Genomic DNA, 15,366 nt, shown 5'->3' with positions numbered 1-15,366 from the left:
TGTCCCTTACGGTCTGATCCGGTCGCGTTCGCTGATGGTTTCGGGGCGTCGGACAGTTTTGCCCACGTCGTAGTGGGTGGCAGGCCGCTGGTTCTTCGAGCCGAGCGGCCTGCCGGGGCCCGGCCGTGATGGTTTCGGCGCACGGGCCGGGCAGGGCAAGGCAGGGCGGAGGTTTCTGAACCCCCGGCGGACACGGGCGGGGGTGAGCCTGTTCGGTTTCATCGGCCTTTCCCAGGGCCGGCGGACGTCCTCAGCGAGTGGCCGGGCGAGACGAAGTTGAGTGTGCGCGACGATGATCAGCCACGTCCAGCGGTCTGCCGCTTCCGGGGTGCGGAGCTTCGGGCGGGTCCAGCCGAGCGTCTGCTTGATCATCCGGAACGTGTGCTCCAGATCGAATCTCCGAAGGAACACCTGCCAGCGCAGATCGATGTCGGCGCCAGTCATCGCGGTGGTGGAGGACCACAGCCAGAGCGGCAGCGGGTCTCCGCCGCCGGGCAGCCGGTCGACCTGAAGACGAAGCAACGTCCCTTCGATGATGGGGAGTTCACCGTCGTGGTCGATCCACGCGGAGCGGGTGGTGAGCCGGGGATGGATGCGGTCCCATGCCATCGCGCGTGCGGTGCCGTAGCGGTCGGTGACCTGGACGGTCGCCGCGTTCGGCTCGCCCCAGGTCTCGGGCTTGCCGAAGCGGAACTCCTTGCCGTGCTTCGGAGGGCGGCCGCCTCGGGGATACGCCTCGGCGTACTCCAACTGCTCCAACTGCGTGGGCGTCGGCCGGCGCATGACGCGGTCCGAGCGCATCCGCCCCAGCACCTCGACCGGCAGGTTCCTCAGCAGGTAAGCCATGCGCGGGGCGTCGTAGCCGGCATCGAAGACGACCAGGATGTCCGGATCGCCCTCGCGCCACCGCCCGCCGGCGACCAGGTCCCCGACGACCCGGCGGACCTGGCGGGCGGTGACCTCGGCGACGTCGTCCGCCGGGCCGAGCCGCACCCCGTCCAGCAGCTGGCACCACGAGGTGCGGCCCGATTCGAGCGCGGCGACGAACGAGTACGGCCAGCCTGGGATCATCAGGTGCTGGTCCCGGCCACGGCCGAAGGTTTGGCAGAACAGGCGATCCGGGCTGCACTCGGCATCCGGCCGCAGCCAGTTGGTCACGTCCACGGCCAGGACGAGCCGGTCATCGGCCGCCTTCGGCTGGGGCAGCGCGGCCAGCGTCCGCCGCAGCCCGTCGGCGTCGATACGGCCTTCGTTCAACGCCGCGTACAACGCGCCGTGCCCTCGCCGATGCTCAGCCAGCAGTGTCAGATCCACCGGCGTCCTCACCGGCCCCTCCGCACACAGCAGGGCGTCCGTCAGCTCGAACAGTTCGTCGCCATGCGCGCGCAGGCACGTGTAGAAGTCATCTCGGAAGTGTGACGCCACAGCGAACGCATCCCGCCCAGCATCGTGATGCAGCAGACTCATTCCCCCACGGCCTTCGTACTGGTCCCGTGCCTCTTTCGTCGGAGCACAGGATCAAGCGAAGGCCGTGTTCACATCCCCGGAATTCACGTATGAGCGATCACGTTCGGGGCATCGTTCGAGGTCAGACCATAAAGCACAAGCTGAGCCTCGGATCCGCGAGGAATCAGCCGGAGAGTCTCGTTGAGCCATGCGGTGAGGACGGCCCGGCAGACCTCCACCACCACATGATTCGACGCGGGCCCCAGCCGTACGCGGATCACGTCCTCGCCACCGGGGCGGGCCACCGGCCACATCGCGACATCACCGCAACCGTCGTGGCGGCGCAGTCCCTTGACCAACTGTTCGCGGGAGAGACTCCACTCCGCTTCGATCCCGGAAACGTGCAGGGTCATCACCACGGTGAACGCCTGCTCCGCCGAATACTGAAAGGTCACCTCCAGCGCGACCGGGGGCTTGCCGTCCGCGACGAGCAGAGCGCGGTGCATCAGATAGGTGAACGGGAAGGGGTCCGTCTGCCGCATGGAGACCGAGATGAACGGAGGCAAGGGAGCCTTTCGCGCGCCAGGGGAATCAGGGACGGCGGCCCTCGTCCTCCCGGGCCACGACGCCTGCGGTCCCAAGCGCATCGCCCGAATACCCCCCGCCGGCGAGGGGAAACCGCCCGCCTCCGCGGTCGCCGGTAAAGGGCCCATACGGGGTGCGGGAAACGCAGAGGAAAGCGGTGTCGTCTTTGACCCGCCGTCGGCGGTCGGTCGGCCGGATCACGGGGTGGCGGGCTACAGAATGGCGCTTTCGACCGTTTCATAAGTGTTTTGCGACGTCGTTGACGGGTTACCCGTGTCTCGCTGCCGGATCAGGGGCCGTAGCGGCTCGGCGGTGTCGTCGTGGGCCGTAGCGGCTCGGCGGTGTCGTCGTGAGCGTCCAGCCCTCGGCGGTGAGGTCCGGGTTTCTGAGCCGAGATCCACGGCCCGGATCACAGTTCCGTACCCGCACGCGTCATCGAAGGGGAATCGAGAATGACCGACTCCACGCCCAAACCGACCACCACCGACGCGGGCATTCCGGTGGAGAGCGACGAGCACTCGCTCACTGTCGGCCCGGGCGGCCCCATTCTGCTGCAGGATTCTTACCTCATCGAGCAGATGGCCCAGTTCAACCGGGAGCGCATTCCCGAGCGTCAGCCGCACGCGAAGGGCAGTGGCGCGTTCGGTCGTTTCGACGTCACCGCGGACGTCAGCGCTTTCACCAAGGCCGCGGTCTTCCAGCCCGGTACCAGTACCGAACTGGTCACCCGGTTCTCCACCGTCGCCGGTGAGCGGGGAAGCCCGGACACCTGGCGCGACCCGCGCGGCTTCGCGGTGAAGTTCTACACCAGCGAAGGCAACTACGACATGGTGGGCAACAACACCCCCGTGTTCTTCATGAAGGACCCGATGAAGTTCCAGCACTTCATCCGGTCCCAGAAGCGCCGAGCGGACAACAACCTGCGTGACCACGACATGCAGTGGGACTTCTGGACCCTCTCCCCCGAGTCAGCGCACCAGGTCACCTGGCTGATGGGCGACCGGGGCATCCCGCGCAGCTGGCGTCACATGAACGGCTACACCTCGCACACCTACATGTGGATCAACGCTCAGGGCGAGAGGTTCTGGGTGAAGTACCACTTCAAGACCGACCAGGGCATCGAGTTCTTCACCCAGCACGAGGGCGACCAGATGGCGGCGGTCGACACCGACTACCACACGCGGGACCTCTTCGAGCACATCCGTGACGGTGAGTATCCGAGCTGGACACTGTACGTGCAGATCATGCCGTACGAGGACGCGGTCGACTACCGCTTCAACCCCTTCGATCTGACCAAGGTGTGGCCGCACGGCGACTACCCGCTGATCGAGGTCGGACGCATGACCCTGGACCGCAACCCCACGGACAACCACGCGGAGATCGAGCAGGCCGCCTTCCAGCCGAACAACCTCGTCCCGGGCATCGGCCCCAGCCCCGACCGCATGCTGCTGGCGCGTCTGTTCTCCTACGCGGACGCGCACCGCTACCGCATCGGACCCAACTACCAGCAGCTGCCGGTGAACGCCCCCGTCAATCCGGTACACACGTACTCCAAGGACGGGGCGATGGCGTACCGCAAGACCAGTGACCCCGTCTACGCACCGAACTCGAAGGGCGGACCCGCGGCGGACACGGCCCGGTTCGGCAATCCCCCGAGCTGGCACGCCGACGGTGAGATCACCCGCGCCGCCTACGTCTCCCATCGTGAGGACGACGACTGGGGCCAGGCAGGCACGATGGTGCGTGAGGTCCTGGACGACGCGGCGAGGGACCGACTCGTGGACAACGTCGTCGGCCATCTGCTCAACGGCGTCACCGAGCCCGTGCTGCAGCGAGCGTTCGAGTACTGGTCGAACATCGACAAGTCGATCGGTGAACGCATCGAGCAGGAGGTGCGTGCCAAGGCCGATGAGACGGACCCCAAGGTCTCGGAGCAGGGCAACCCGGCGCGTCGGAGTATGCAGGGCAAGGCGTGATGTGAGCGGGGCCCGTGCCCCGTGCGGCCGTCGGCGGCTCGTCCCCTGGCCGCCCTCGCCGCACGGGCGCGGGTCGCCCACCCCGGAGAGCACCTGCCGGCCGGCACTTGCCGAATCTCGTGATTGGCCACCGGCCCCGCGGACACTAGGACACGGTGCTGAAGATACGTCTGATCGTCCTGCTCGACTTGCTGACGGTGAGCAGCCTCGTCGCCGCCGTGATCGTCTCCCCCTGGTATTGGGGTGTCGCCGTCCCCTTGGTCGTGGCGGCGCTGGTAGCCGTCCACGATCTCGTTCAACGGCGGCATTCCGTCTTGCGGAACTACCCCGTGCTCGGGCATCTCCGATTCGCGCTGGAGACGCTTCGGCCGGAACTCCAGCAATACTTCATCGAGCGGAATTTCGACGGCCGCCCCTTCGACCGCGACACTCGCAGCATCGTCTACGAGAGGGCCAAGGGAACCGCCGCCGAGGAGCCGTTCGGCACGGAGCTCGATCTCTACCGGGCCGGCAGTGAGTACCTCACTCCGTCCATGGCTCCGCGAGCGGTGCCCGACACCCCGCCCCGGGTGCGGATCGGTGGACCCGATTGCACACAGCCGTACGACATGGCTCTGCTCAATGTCTCCGCGATGAGCTTCGGCTCGCTGTCGGCCAACGCCGTACTGGCTCTCAACACCGGGGCTCAGCTCGGTGCTTTCGCCCACGACACCGGGGAAGGCGGACTTTCCGAGTACCACCTGCGCCCCGGCGGCGACCTCGTGTGGGAGATCGGTACCGGCTACTTCGGCTGCCGGACGGACGACGGAGGCTTCGACGAGCGGCAGTTCGCCGACAAGGCTGCGCACGATCAGGTCAAGTGCGTGTCGCTGAAGATCAGTCAGGGGGCCAAACCGGGCATCGGCGGAGTGCTGCCGGGCGCCAAGGTGAACGCGGAGATCGCCCAGGTGCGTGGGGTACCGGAGGGCGAGACGGTCGTCTCGCCGCCTTTCCACCGGGTGTACACCACGCCCCGCGAACTGGTCCGCTTCCTGGGCCGGATGCGCGAACTGGCCGGTGGCAAACCCGTCGGGTTCAAGCTGTGTGTCGGCTCGCGCCGTGAATTCCTCGCCGTGTGCAAGGCGATGCTGGCGGAAGGAACGACACCGGACTTCATCATCGTCGACGGTGCCGAGGGCGGTACGGGCGCGGCACCGCTCGAGTTCGCCGACAACGTCGGACTGCCGCTCAGCGAAGGCCTGATGACCGTGCACAACGCCCTCGTGGGCGTCGGGCTGCGCGACCGGATCAAGATCGGCGCCAGCGGCAAGGTCGCCACGGGCAGTGATCTGGTGAAGCGCCTGGTCCAAGGGGCCGATTACACCAACGCGGCCCGGGCCATGATGTTCGCCGTCGGATGCATCCAGGCGCAGCGCTGCCACACCAACACCTGCCCCGTTGGGGTCGCCACCCAGGACGAGCGCCGCGGCCGCGCCGTCGACGTCGACGACAAGTCCCAGCGTGTTCACCGCTTTCAGGAGGCGACGGTGAAGAGCGCCCTCCAGATCATGGCGGCGATGGGCGTCGACGATCCGAGCGGCCTGCACCCGCCCATGCTCCTCCAGCGCGTGGACCCGCACACCGTCCGCTCCTACGCCGAGCTCCATGAATGGCTCACTCCGGGACAACTGCTCGCATCAGCACCCGAGAGCTGGGCACCCGACTGGCAGACGGCCCACCCGGACCGCTTCACCCACTGAACGTGCCCTCGTACCGCGGGGGCCGCACCGGACCGGAAGGCATTTCCGTGGCACGCACTGTCGCCCATGTGATCGTCGACGCACTCAAGGAGCTGGGTGTCAGGCACGTCTTCGGAGTCGTCGGGGACGCACTGAACCCGCTGACCGACGCCATCCGCACTACGGACGGTCTGAGCTGGATCGGCTGCCGGCACGAAGAGGCCGCGGCCTTCGCCGCGGGCGCCCAGTCACAGCTCTCGGGAACCGTCGGCGTGTGCATGGGGACCGTGGGACCGGGATCCGTCCACCTCCTCAACGGGCTCTACGACGCGGCCAAGAGCCGGACCCCGGTGCTCGCGATCTGCGGTCAGGTCCCCCTCGCCGAGATCGGCAGCGACTACTTCCAGGAAGTCGACAACGACCTGCTCTTCCGTGACGTAGCCGTCTACCGCGCCACCGTCACCTCACCGGATCAGATGCCGCGCATGCTCGAATCGGCCGTTCGCGCCGCCGTCAGCCACGGCGGAGTGGCCGTCCTGACCGTTCCGGGTGACCTGGGTGACCAGGAACTGAGTGAGGACCGGCCGACGCGCTTCGCTCTCGATCGTCCCGTCACCCGGCCCGACGACCCCGCACTCGTCGAGGCTGCCGAGCTCCTCAACAGCGCCTCTCGCGTCACTCTCCTCGTCGGCCGCGGGGCACGTGACGCCCGCAGTGAGGTGCTCCGGACCGCTGAGCTGCTCGCCGCGCCCATGGTGCTCACTCTGAAGGCGAAGGAAGGCTTCGAGGAGGACAACGCCTTCCAGGTCGGCCAGACCGGTCTGATTCGGCAACCCCGCCGCCGCCCACGCCTTCGACAGCGGCGACGCGCTCCTCATGCTGGGCACGGACTTCCCTTACCGCGACTGGTATCCGAAGGACTGCAAAGTCGTGCAGATCGACGCCCGTGAGGATCACCTGGGACGCAGGGTTCCGGTGACCGTAGGACTCGCCGGCGATGTCGGAGCGACGCTGCGCGGCCTGCTGCCGCTGCTGAACGCGGCATCCGACCGTGCTCACCTGGACGATGCCCGGGAGCGGTTCGCCCACTGGCAGGCGGGTCAGCAGCGGCTGGCCGACCCGGATCACGAACGCCGCCTGACCGGCAAAATGCGCTCTGCTCTGGACAACCGGGACCACGAGATCCGCCCCGAGTCACTGGCGGCCGCGGTGGACAGGTTCGCGGATCAGGACGCCGTCTTCACCTCCGACACGGGAATGGCCACCGTCTGGCTCTCCCGCTTCGTCACCATGAGCGGTACCCGGCGCCTGATCGGCTCCTACAATCTCGGCTCCATGGCCAACGCCATGCCGCAGGCCCTCGGAGCGCAGCTCTGGGCCCCGGACCGACAGACCGTCGCGTTCTGCGGCGACGGAGGACTCAGCATGCTGCTGGGGGACCTCATGACGATCAAGACGTACAGGCTGCCGGTGAAGCTTGTCGTCTTCGACAATCGGCGCCTCGGCATGGTCAAGCTGGAACAGGAGCAGGCGGGTCTGCCCGAGTTCGGCACGGAACTCGACAACCCTGACTTCGCCGCCCTCGCCACAGCCCTCGGGATCACCGGAATTCGGGTCACCGACCCGGCCGAGCTCCACGACAGCGTGCGCCGGGCGTTCGACACCCCCGGGCCGGTCGTGCTGGACGTCCTGACCAACCCGGAGGAGATGGCCGTGCCGGGCAAGCCGACCGTGGCGCAGGGCTGGGGCTTCGCCATCGCCAAGGTCAAGGAGATTCTTTCGAGCCACGGAAGCTGACTCAAGCGCCCCTCATCTGACGGCGCCCCACGTACCAGCCACGGATACCTGCCGGACCGTGCCGAACCCGATGCCCGTCCTGCCCCGGCGTCCTGCCCCCGCGTCCCTTTCGCGCGTCGTCCGCCTTGGCCTGGCCCATGGATGCATCGGCCGGTCCTGCCGTCCGCCGACGGTAGTGACTGGCTACTCCTCGGGCTCCCAGGCGATCAGGCGCTCGAACACCTGCGGGTCGCCATCGATCTTCAGGTCGCTCATCGTGAGGCGGCCCCAGACGAAGAGGAGCAGTTGCTCGGCCGTGCCCGTGGCCGAAGCGGAGGCGGGCGCGGCCTCGTCGGTGAGGGGTGCGGGCCAGGCACCGGTGCCGTCCAGCGTGAGGAGCCAGGAGCGGCCCTCGGTGGCGTGGTAGTGGATGGTGGCCGCCTCGTGCGGCCAGGCCGCCGGGGTGGAGTTGCAGGTGTCGAGAAACTCGGCCACGCCGTCGATCGCGACGTCCGCCGGCATCGGCTGCACGGCGCCCGCGGCGAGCTGGGCGTCGTAGGTGTGCACCAGCACCTCGTGCACCCGGCGCCGGGCAACGCCCCGGGCGTTCGCCGGCGACACGCCGGCGCTCCACCACGTCCAGCACGCCCGCTCCGGCCCTGCCTCGCGCAGCGCACTCAGCAGCAGCTCGTTCGACTCGGTGTACCAGGCCAGCAGCGCCTCGAGTTCGCGCGGCGCCTCCGCGGCATCCTTGGCCGGCGGAGCCTCGGCCGGGCCCGCGGCGACGATCGCGGCCCACCAGCGCTGGCCCGTACCCAGGTGCTGCACCAGTTCGAACAACGTCCACTCGGGGCAGGACGGCACCGGCTCGTCGAGGCCGGGCGCGGCGGCAACCGCACTCCGGAACGCGGCCGCCCGCTCGTCGATCAGCCGCAGCAGGGCGGAAAACTCAAGACTGTCTGTCACATCGCTTACCTATCACCCCAGCTCAGCCGACCGCACTCTGTTTTAGGACTCCGCCTGTCGTGTGGGAGGGGTGGCAGGCGTCCGGCGGCCACCAAGTCGTACGAGGACAGCCCATCGGGATCGTGTCCAGGGACAGGACCCGGCCGTACCTGGTGCGCCGACGCCGACGCCGACACCGTCAGGACGGCTGGAGCAGAACAGCGGGTCGGGGAAACAGCGCGCGTATGTACCCGCAAGGTGGCGCTAGTTGAACCGTACAGACCGGCGGCGATCGGACTGGGCCTCCGACGGCAGCTGAGCAACGATCTCCACCGCCCTGCTCGCCCAGGCTGACGCCGAAAGCCACCTCGACTCGGTCGTCGCGATCGACTCCACCATCGTCCGTGCCCACCAACACGCCGCCGGCGCCTGCCACAAGAGGTCGGCTCATTTGATCTTGTGGCAAGATCGCCGGATGCTACGACTAACCGACTTCATCATCGACTGCCCGGACACGATGAAGCTGGCAGCCTTCTACTCCGAGGTGACGGGGCTCCCGGTCAAGGAGGGCAGTGACGCGAACTGGGCCGGTATCCGTTTCGGCGAGATCGAACTGGCCTTCATCCAGGTGGATGACTACCGCGCCCCGCAGTGGCCGGACAGCGAGCACCCCAAGCAGTTCCACCTCGACTTCGAAGTCGACGACATCGAGGCCGAACAGCACCGCGTCCTGGCCCTCGGCGCGACCCTGCGGCGGGACTGCAGCGGCCCCGACGGCTACGGCTTCCGCGTCTACACCGACCCCATCGGCCACCCCTTCTGTCTCTGCCGCAACAAAGGTGTCATCTGGAACGATCAGGGCCCCATCTGGCCCCATCACGGCTAGCACTCCTGCTGTAGATCATGATCTTGCCGATCCGAGGCTGACGCACAGACGGGTGTGGCCACTCTTGATCACCGTGAGGTGTGTGGACTTACGAAGAGACGGTGGCCGCGGGTCGCAGCGAAGATCCAGGCCTGCGGCGGGGCATTCGAAGTGGCCGTGGGCCGCGTCGCCGGCCGGTTCACTCGGGTCGAACCGCGTTTGCGGAACAGCGGCGGGATCTGCCACAGCGTCAGATTGGTCCGCCAGTACGCCGCGAACGGCAGGACCCGGTCCTCCAGCGGAGGGCTCCAGGGCCGGCCGGGCCGCATGGTGCCGGCGCCCTCGCGTCGGAGGACCGCCATCAGCTGGTGAAAGTCGGCGAGCTCAGCCCGGTGAACGGGGTATCCAGGACGACTCCGACGCCGTGCTCACAACACCCATGGTTGTGATCATCCCACCTCGGCACGGGTCGACCACGGCTGCCGTCACCCCCACTCCGACCTGTCGGCCAGGCGGCGGTACCACCAGAACTGTGTCCGCCACTGGCGCCGGTGCGCGAACGGGTCCGGCAGAGTACGGCGCAAGAACACCGCGTCCAAAGGCTTCACGAGCCGGCCGAGCTCGGCACGGGCTGGTTCCGGCAGCCTCTCCAGGACCTCCTCCAGTACGTCGCGTGCGTGCCGGACGTCCTCGAAGGAGCACCAGGTGCACGAACAGGACGACTCCCGCGGGTACAGCGGACGTCTGCCCGGTGGGTGCAGGAACTCGCGGTACCGCCGCAACGCACGGTCCGCTGCGCCTGGATGGATATAAAGGCTGTCGCTCAGGTACTCGACCCGGTGCACGGCCAGGCTCGCCCTGGTGGAGAGTCCATGAATCCGAAACGGCGGGGTCGGCCCCCAGACGCGAGAGACGGGCTGTTCAGCGCGCAGTGCGCGTGGCCGTCTACGCGGCATCGGCCTTTCGACACATGATCATGGGAGTCATGATGCCAGGCGCCCATGTCCTGCTGCACCCGGTTTCCGGCATCTGTCACAGCGGCCAGGGGCCGTGAGGACAGTCGCAGGACGACCCTCGGGACACCGTCCGCGGCACCAAAGCCCGCCCGCGGCATGCCACCCGCCTTGCTCCGCCGGGCGACACGCCCGCGAACTCCCGTCCGCACACGCCCACTCGGACTGCAACTCGCGTAGAAGGGTAGGCGATCACGAAAACGCCGGATTCAGACGCGTGCGGGAGGAAGACACCCATGGTGACGAGCCGAGCCGACGCCCGCGTCAAGCACCCGCGGCACCAACGCCGAGGCGAACCCCGGCTGCCAGGAGTGGCCGCCACGCTCATCGCCATCACCCTGTACCTCGCCCTGCCGCAGCAGCTCCTCATCGCACCGCGCTACGTACTGCCCGCACTGGAACTGCTGCTCCTCGTACCGCTCATCGCGATCAATCCCAAGAGGCTCACCCGGCAGACGACCACTTTCCGGTGCCTCTCACTGACTCTCGTGCTCGTCATCGTGGCCAGCAATCTCACCGCGCTCGGCATCCTCATCCACGAGCTGGTCCATGCCGAGGTGAAGGACGGCCGCTCCCTCCTGGTGGCCGCTCTGCAGGTGTGGCTAACCAACATCATCGCGTTCGGCCTCGCCTACTGGGAGCTGGACCGCGGTGGCCCGGTGGCACGCACGCAGCTCCCCCGAGACGAGCTGCCGTTGGCGGACTTCCGCTTCTCGCAGGACGAGAACGACGACGCCGTGGAAGAGGTCGCCGATGGCGCCAGCATCAGCTCGGACTGGGTGCCCGATCTCGTGGACTACCTGTACGTGTCCGTGACGAACTCCACCGCCTTCAGCCCCACCGACACGATGCCGCTGTCCACTCGTGCGAAGTTGCTGATGAGCGTTCAGAGCGTCGCCGCGCTCCTGACCTCCCTGCTGGTCATCGCCCGCGCCGTCAGCATCCTGCACTGACCGGGGGACCACCTGAAGGACCGGCGCGGCTCCCCGGCCATGCGCCCCCGGCACCGACGCCTGCTACGACGCTCCGCACGTGGCCAGCGCGGTTCGCGCCAACCCGCGCAGCCAGGCGTGGGCGTGGTCGGTGTCGTAGCGCTGATGCCACGACAGGAATATCGATGCCGACGGCAGTTCGAGCGGGAGGGGGAGCACCACCAGGCCGAGGTCGGCGACCGCTGATCGCGTGGTGGCTTCGGGGACGCTGATCACGAGGTCCGATCCGCGCGCGAACTCCAGCGCGGCCGCTTCCGTGGGTGCGGCGGCCACCACGCGGCGGGTGAGGCCGAGACGTGCGAGGGCGTCGTCCAGCGGGCTGCTGAGGTTTCCGCGTCGCGAGATGGTGACGTGCTCGGCGGCGGCGTACCGCGATGCGGTGACGGTCTTGACGCGGGTGAGGGGGTGCCCCTGCCTCACGACGATGACGAGGCGGGTCTCGCCCACGTTCTCGGCACGGATGTCCGGTGCGCTCGGGCGGTTGGCGTTCGCCTCCAGGTCGACCTCACCGCGCCGCAACCCGGGGGTGTCGATGCTCGATTCCGCGACGAAGCGCAAGCGCACACCGGGCGCCTGTCCGCGCACGGCCGCGAGCAGCGCGGGACCGCTCAAGACGACCAGGGAATCGTGCCAGCGGAGGGTGAAAGTGCGCTCCAACGTCGCCAGATCGAGTTCACGGCTCGGTGCCAGCACCCCCTGGACCTGGTGCAGCAGCTCGTGCACCTGTTCCCGGACGGCGATCGCATACGGGGTCGGGGTCATCGTGCGGCCGGTGCGCACCAGGATCTGATCCCCGGTCGTGCTCCGGATGCGGCCCAGACTCCGGCTCATCGCGGGAGCGGTGACGTGCAGGCGTGCGGCCGCCCCGGCCACGCTCCCCTCCTCCAGCAGCGCGTCGAGTGCGGTGAGCAGGTTCAAATCCAATTGCATGCGAGTAATCCTATCCGTGCTTTACATGCATTTGAAGTTAATGAAGAGGCTGGATACCTTCGAGACCAGAGCGCAAGACGGAACGCACAGCCGGATCCGACTGGCTCAACCACCCCTTCTCACACGGGAGTTCCACCATGTCCGAAACGCTCCAGACCACTCACGTCGCCACCTCCGACGCCGACCTGCTCGGCCAGACCGCGATCGCCGTGCGCGCGGCGGGCTCGGCGCTGCTCGACAGGTTCGGCGAGGTGGTCCGATACGGGACCCGCGAGGAGCTGATGCGCGCGCTCGCCGCCAACGACGACACGGCCCTCGACATCCTGCGCCCCCAGCTCACGCGCCTGCGTCCGGACGCCGGCTGGGTGGAGGACGAGCTGGACGGCGGGGCTCTGCCGCCCGGCGAGTGGTGGGTCGTGGATCCGGCCGAGGGCAACGTCAACCACCTGCACGCCCTGCCGGAGTGGGCGGTGACCGCCACCCTCGTGCGTGAGAACCAGCCGGTGCTCACCGTGGTCCACCTGCCGTTGACCGGCGAGACCTACACCGCGCTCACCGGCGCGGGCGCCCACCTCGACGGCCGGCCGCTGCGCGTCTCCCCGACCGCGGACCTCGGCCTGAGCATCGTGGCCACCAGCCAGGCCCGGCCGGACGAGGATGAGAAGGTCGTACGGCGTGTCGGCTCCTCGATCACCGCGATGCTCTTCGACGCGCTCGTCGTCCGCACCGCCGTGCCCGCGACCCTCCACCTGACGAACGTGGCCGCCGGCCGGATCGACGCCTTCTGGCAGTTCGCCGGCGCCCGCGCGGACCTGCTGCCCGGGGCGCTGCTCGTCACCGAGGCCGGTGGGCAGATCTCCGACGCCGAGGGCCGCCCCTGGACTCCGCAGAGCGAGAGCTTCCTGGCCGCCGCGCCCGGCGTCCACGCCGAAGCCGTCGCCACGCTCTCACGCTGACCTCTCACGCTGACCGCGCACCACAACCTGCACGCACGGAAGGACCAGATCATCATGACCACGATCGCAGTTCTCGGAAACGGCCGCGTCGGCGGCAACCTGGCCGCGGCCCTCACCCGGGCAGGGCATGACGTGACCGTGGCGGACCGCACTCCGGGCGCCGCCGCCAACGCTTCCCGGACAGCCCGGATCGTCATCAACGCCACCCCGGGCGCCGGCTCGCTGGACCGGCTCGCCGCCCTGCGCGAGGAACTGCGCGGCAAGATCCTCCTCGACGTCTCCAACGCCACCGTCGACGGCCCCGACGGACTGCCCGCCGATCTGATCTACCCCGGCTCGAGCCTCGCCGAGCAACTCCAGGAGGCGCTCCCCGAAACGCGTGTCGTCAAGACTCTCAACACCATGCTCTTCCCTGTGATGACCGAGCCGGCCGCGCTCGCCCAGGCGCCCGATGCCTTCCTCTCCGGCGAGGACCCGCAGGCCAAGGAGACGGTCCGGGAACTGCTCGTCGACCTCGGCTGGCGCAAGGAATGGATCACCGACCTGGGCGGGATCCGGACCGCCCGTGCCACGGAGGCCGCGATCCTGTTCGTACCGCACGTGATCCGGTCCAGCGGATTCGTGCCCTTCGCGATCTCGATCGCCCGCTGATCCACACACGGTGCGTCGCCCCGTTGGACCCACGGACTGCTGTACTGCCTCGCGACAGCGGTCCGGCAGGACGGACCGTGCCCGACCTGCTCAGGCGAAGCGAGTAGCGGGCCGACCTGTGACCGGCGGTCCGACCGGCTGAGTTTTCGGCCGTGTGCCGCCGACCCGGTGCATGCCCCGGCGTTCAGGCCCCCGGAAGTAAGAGGCAGAACGGATGCCCGTGCGGGTCGCGGAGAACCCGCACGTCGTCCCGCGGCTGGTGTTCCAGCAGCGTCGCGCCCAGGGCGCAGGCCCGTTCGGTCTCCGCCTCCAAGTCGTCGACCTGCACGTCCAAGTGCGCCTGCATCTGCTGGGTGCCCGGGCGCTGCGGCCAGGTCGGAGGCAGGTGATCGGTCTCCAACTGGAAGCTCAGCCCGGGGCGTTCCTGATGTGGGGCCCTCAAGCGGACCCACTCCGGCTCACGGTCGACTTCCTCCCAACCGAGCAGGGCCCGGTAGAAGTCGGCCAGCGCGGGAGGGTCCGGGGTACCGAGTACGAAGGCGCCGAGAGTTGTCGTCATGCCTTCAGCCTTACCCCGGCACTCACCCTCACGCATCTGTGCGCCGGCGTCCGACACCGCTGATCCCGGCGCCAACAGGCTGCCGGGATCAGCGGTGCGTGCCGCCTACTTGGGCTTGATGGCGTCCTTGGCCTTCTCCTTGGCCTCGCGCAGGTCCCCCGTGGACTCCTCGGCGTGCCCCTCGGCCTTCAGCGACTCGTTGCCGACCGCTCCGCCGACGACCTTCTTGACCTTGCCCTTGGCCTGCTCGCCCTTGGCCTGAGCCTTCTCGTCCGCAGCCACAATCACTCACCCTGTCTCGCCGGAAATGAATTCCCACCCCGGGTCACCCTCTGCTTCATTGTCAAACCTGGCAGTCGAGATCGGCCTTCGCTTAGTCGTGGACCTCTGCAGGAAATACACACTTCCGGCCGTACGAAAATTTCCACGGGTCAGAACGTGTGGGGCCTCAAAGCCTGGGAACCAGGCTTCTCGATGAAACGCCATCGAATTCGGTGACGTCTCAACAGACTCGGCAGTTCGACTGTCGCCCCGACGGACCCGGAAGTTCGACCGCGGGTTGCAATGAATTCCGATGAAGGAGTATTTATGAGTGACAGCATCTGGGGATACCAGCCGACCACCGGCTACACCGCGGGCACCGACCTGATCGGATACAAGGTCGAGGCCACCGACGGCAGCATCGGAAAGGTCGACAAGCACTCGGACGAGGTCGACTCCTCCTACCTCGTCGTCGACACCGGCGTATGGATCTTCGGCAAGCACGTCCTGCTCCCGGCCGGCACCGTGCAGTCGGTCGACCTGAACGAGCGGAAGGTCTACGTGGCGCTCACCAAGGACCAGGTCAAGCACTCTCCCGAGTTCGTCCAGGACAAGCACCTCGGCGACGCCGACTATCACGAGCAGGTCGGCGGCTACTACACCGGTCTGCGCACGATCTGACCCCACAGCACC

At 68.2% G+C, this 15,366-nt stretch carries 13 protein-coding genes and 2 pseudogenes; 8 read left to right on the top strand and 7 right to left on the bottom strand.

Going from position 1 to position 15,366, the window contains the following annotated elements; genetic code table 11:
- Positions 1 to 6: 6 nt before the first annotated feature.
- Together ACIQ7M_RS19045 and ACIQ7M_RS19040 are read right to left on the bottom strand one after the other, a co-directional pair.
- A complete protein-coding gene (locus ACIQ7M_RS19045; RefSeq protein WP_403645490.1) occupies positions 7 to 1,467 on the bottom strand; it encodes an NF041680 family putative transposase in 1,461 nt (486 codons plus the stop codon).
- An 83-nt stretch (positions 1,468 to 1,550) separates the two neighbouring features.
- The gene (locus ACIQ7M_RS19040) at positions 1,551 to 1,988 is read right to left on the bottom strand and encodes an SsgA family sporulation/cell division regulator (protein WP_403645487.1); all 438 of its coding nucleotides are present in this window, start codon (positions 1,986 to 1,988) and stop codon (positions 1,551 to 1,553) included.
- A gap of 495 nt (positions 1,989 to 2,483) precedes the next feature.
- Here ACIQ7M_RS19040 and ACIQ7M_RS19035 point away from each other — a divergent pair, with 495 nt between their 5' ends.
- From ACIQ7M_RS19035 to ACIQ7M_RS19025, 3 genes and pseudogenes are all read left to right on the top strand, one after another.
- Entirely contained in the window at positions 2,484 to 4,007 is a 1,524-nt protein-coding gene (locus tag ACIQ7M_RS19035; RefSeq protein WP_403645484.1) for a catalase, read from the top strand.
- A gap of 158 nt (positions 4,008 to 4,165) precedes the next feature.
- The gene (locus ACIQ7M_RS19030; protein WP_403645924.1) at positions 4,166 to 5,746 is read left to right on the top strand and encodes an FMN-binding glutamate synthase family protein; all 1,581 of its coding nucleotides are present in this window, start codon (positions 4,166 to 4,168) and stop codon (positions 5,744 to 5,746) included.
- Between the two features lie 47 nt (positions 5,747 to 5,793).
- A pseudogene (locus ACIQ7M_RS19025) lies at positions 5,794 to 7,522 on the top strand (thiamine pyrophosphate-dependent enzyme).
- A gap of 183 nt (positions 7,523 to 7,705) precedes the next feature.
- Here ACIQ7M_RS19025 and ACIQ7M_RS19020 read toward each other — a convergent pair.
- Positions 7,706 to 8,467 carry a maleylpyruvate isomerase family mycothiol-dependent enzyme gene (locus tag ACIQ7M_RS19020; RefSeq protein ID WP_403645481.1) on the bottom strand — a complete coding sequence of 254 codons (762 nt, stop codon included), beginning with the start codon at positions 8,465 to 8,467 and terminating at the stop codon, positions 7,706 to 7,708.
- 454 nt (positions 8,468 to 8,921) lie between these two features.
- Here ACIQ7M_RS19020 and ACIQ7M_RS19015 point away from each other — a divergent pair, with 454 nt between their 5' ends.
- A complete protein-coding gene (locus ACIQ7M_RS19015; RefSeq protein ID WP_403645478.1) occupies positions 8,922 to 9,332 on the top strand; it encodes a VOC family protein in 411 nt (136 codons plus the stop codon).
- A gap of 203 nt (positions 9,333 to 9,535) precedes the next feature.
- On the opposite strand, the pseudogene ACIQ7M_RS19010 reads toward ACIQ7M_RS19015, so the two are convergent.
- Positions 9,536 to 9,752, bottom strand: a pseudogene (locus tag ACIQ7M_RS19010) (IS5/IS1182 family transposase); the annotation flags it as partial.
- A gap of 808 nt (positions 9,753 to 10,560) precedes the next feature.
- Here ACIQ7M_RS19010 and ACIQ7M_RS19005 point away from each other — a divergent pair.
- On the top strand, positions 10,561 to 11,277 hold the full coding sequence (locus ACIQ7M_RS19005) for a hypothetical protein (protein ID WP_403645475.1): 717 nt from the start codon (positions 10,561 to 10,563) through the stop codon (positions 11,275 to 11,277).
- Between the two features lie 63 nt (positions 11,278 to 11,340).
- On the opposite strand, the gene ACIQ7M_RS19000 is transcribed toward ACIQ7M_RS19005, so the two are convergent.
- On the bottom strand, positions 11,341 to 12,246 hold the full coding sequence (locus ACIQ7M_RS19000; protein ID WP_403645472.1) for a LysR family transcriptional regulator: 906 nt from the start codon (positions 12,244 to 12,246) through the stop codon (positions 11,341 to 11,343).
- A gap of 137 nt (positions 12,247 to 12,383) precedes the next feature.
- Here ACIQ7M_RS19000 and ACIQ7M_RS18995 point away from each other — a divergent pair, with 137 nt between their 5' ends.
- On the top strand, positions 12,384 to 13,202 hold the full coding sequence (locus ACIQ7M_RS18995; RefSeq protein WP_389843277.1) for a 3'(2'),5'-bisphosphate nucleotidase CysQ: 819 nt from the start codon (positions 12,384 to 12,386) through the stop codon (positions 13,200 to 13,202).
- Positions 13,203 to 13,256: 54 nt separating this feature from the next.
- Positions 13,257 to 13,853, top strand: a complete 597-nt coding sequence (locus ACIQ7M_RS18990) for an NADPH-dependent F420 reductase (RefSeq protein WP_403645468.1) — start codon at positions 13,257 to 13,259, stop codon at positions 13,851 to 13,853.
- A 184-nt stretch (positions 13,854 to 14,037) separates the two neighbouring features.
- On the opposite strand, the gene ACIQ7M_RS18985 is transcribed toward ACIQ7M_RS18990, so the two are convergent.
- Positions 14,038 to 14,412: a VOC family protein gene (locus ACIQ7M_RS18985; protein WP_403645465.1), complete on the bottom strand. Its 375-nt coding sequence runs from the start codon at positions 14,410 to 14,412 to the stop codon at positions 14,038 to 14,040.
- Between the two features lie 105 nt (positions 14,413 to 14,517).
- Positions 14,518 to 14,694, bottom strand: a complete 177-nt coding sequence (locus tag ACIQ7M_RS18980) for a CsbD family protein (protein ID WP_403645462.1) — start codon at positions 14,692 to 14,694, stop codon at positions 14,518 to 14,520.
- 306 nt (positions 14,695 to 15,000) lie between these two features.
- On the opposite strand from ACIQ7M_RS18980, the gene ACIQ7M_RS18975 reads away from it, so the two are divergent.
- On the top strand, positions 15,001 to 15,354 hold the full coding sequence (locus ACIQ7M_RS18975; RefSeq protein WP_389843264.1) for a PRC-barrel domain-containing protein: 354 nt from the start codon (positions 15,001 to 15,003) through the stop codon (positions 15,352 to 15,354).
- Positions 15,355 to 15,366: the final 12 nt, after the last annotated feature.

It is taken from the genome of Streptomyces sp. NPDC096324, assembly GCF_044763015.1.
In the GTDB taxonomy this organism is placed as follows: domain Bacteria; phylum Actinomycetota; class Actinomycetes; order Streptomycetales; family Streptomycetaceae; genus Streptomyces.
This window is presented reverse-complemented; position numbering and strand designations above follow the sequence as displayed.

Coding starts and splice junctions, on each gene's coding strand:
- ACIQ7M_RS19045 (WP_403645490.1), bottom strand. CDS start 1,467: ATGAGTCTGCTGCATCACGATGCTGGGCGGGATGCGTTCGCTGTGGCG.
- ACIQ7M_RS19000 (WP_403645472.1), bottom strand. CDS start 12,246: ATGCAATTGGATTTGAACCTGCTCACCGCACTCGACGCGCTGCTGGAG.
- ACIQ7M_RS18975 (WP_389843264.1), top strand. CDS start 15,001: ATGAGTGACAGCATCTGGGGATACCAGCCGACCACCGGCTACACCGCG.
- ACIQ7M_RS18985 (WP_403645465.1), bottom strand. CDS start 14,412: ATGACGACAACTCTCGGCGCCTTCGTACTCGGTACCCCGGACCCTCCC.
- ACIQ7M_RS19040 (WP_403645487.1), bottom strand. CDS start 1,988: ATGCGGCAGACGGACCCCTTCCCGTTCACCTATCTGATGCACCGCGCT.
- ACIQ7M_RS19005 (WP_403645475.1), top strand. CDS start 10,561: ATGGTGACGAGCCGAGCCGACGCCCGCGTCAAGCACCCGCGGCACCAA.
- ACIQ7M_RS19015 (WP_403645478.1), top strand. CDS start 8,922: ATGCTACGACTAACCGACTTCATCATCGACTGCCCGGACACGATGAAG.
- ACIQ7M_RS18995 (WP_389843277.1), top strand. CDS start 12,384: ATGTCCGAAACGCTCCAGACCACTCACGTCGCCACCTCCGACGCCGAC.
- ACIQ7M_RS18990 (WP_403645468.1), top strand. CDS start 13,257: ATGACCACGATCGCAGTTCTCGGAAACGGCCGCGTCGGCGGCAACCTG.
- ACIQ7M_RS19035 (WP_403645484.1), top strand. CDS start 2,484: ATGACCGACTCCACGCCCAAACCGACCACCACCGACGCGGGCATTCCG.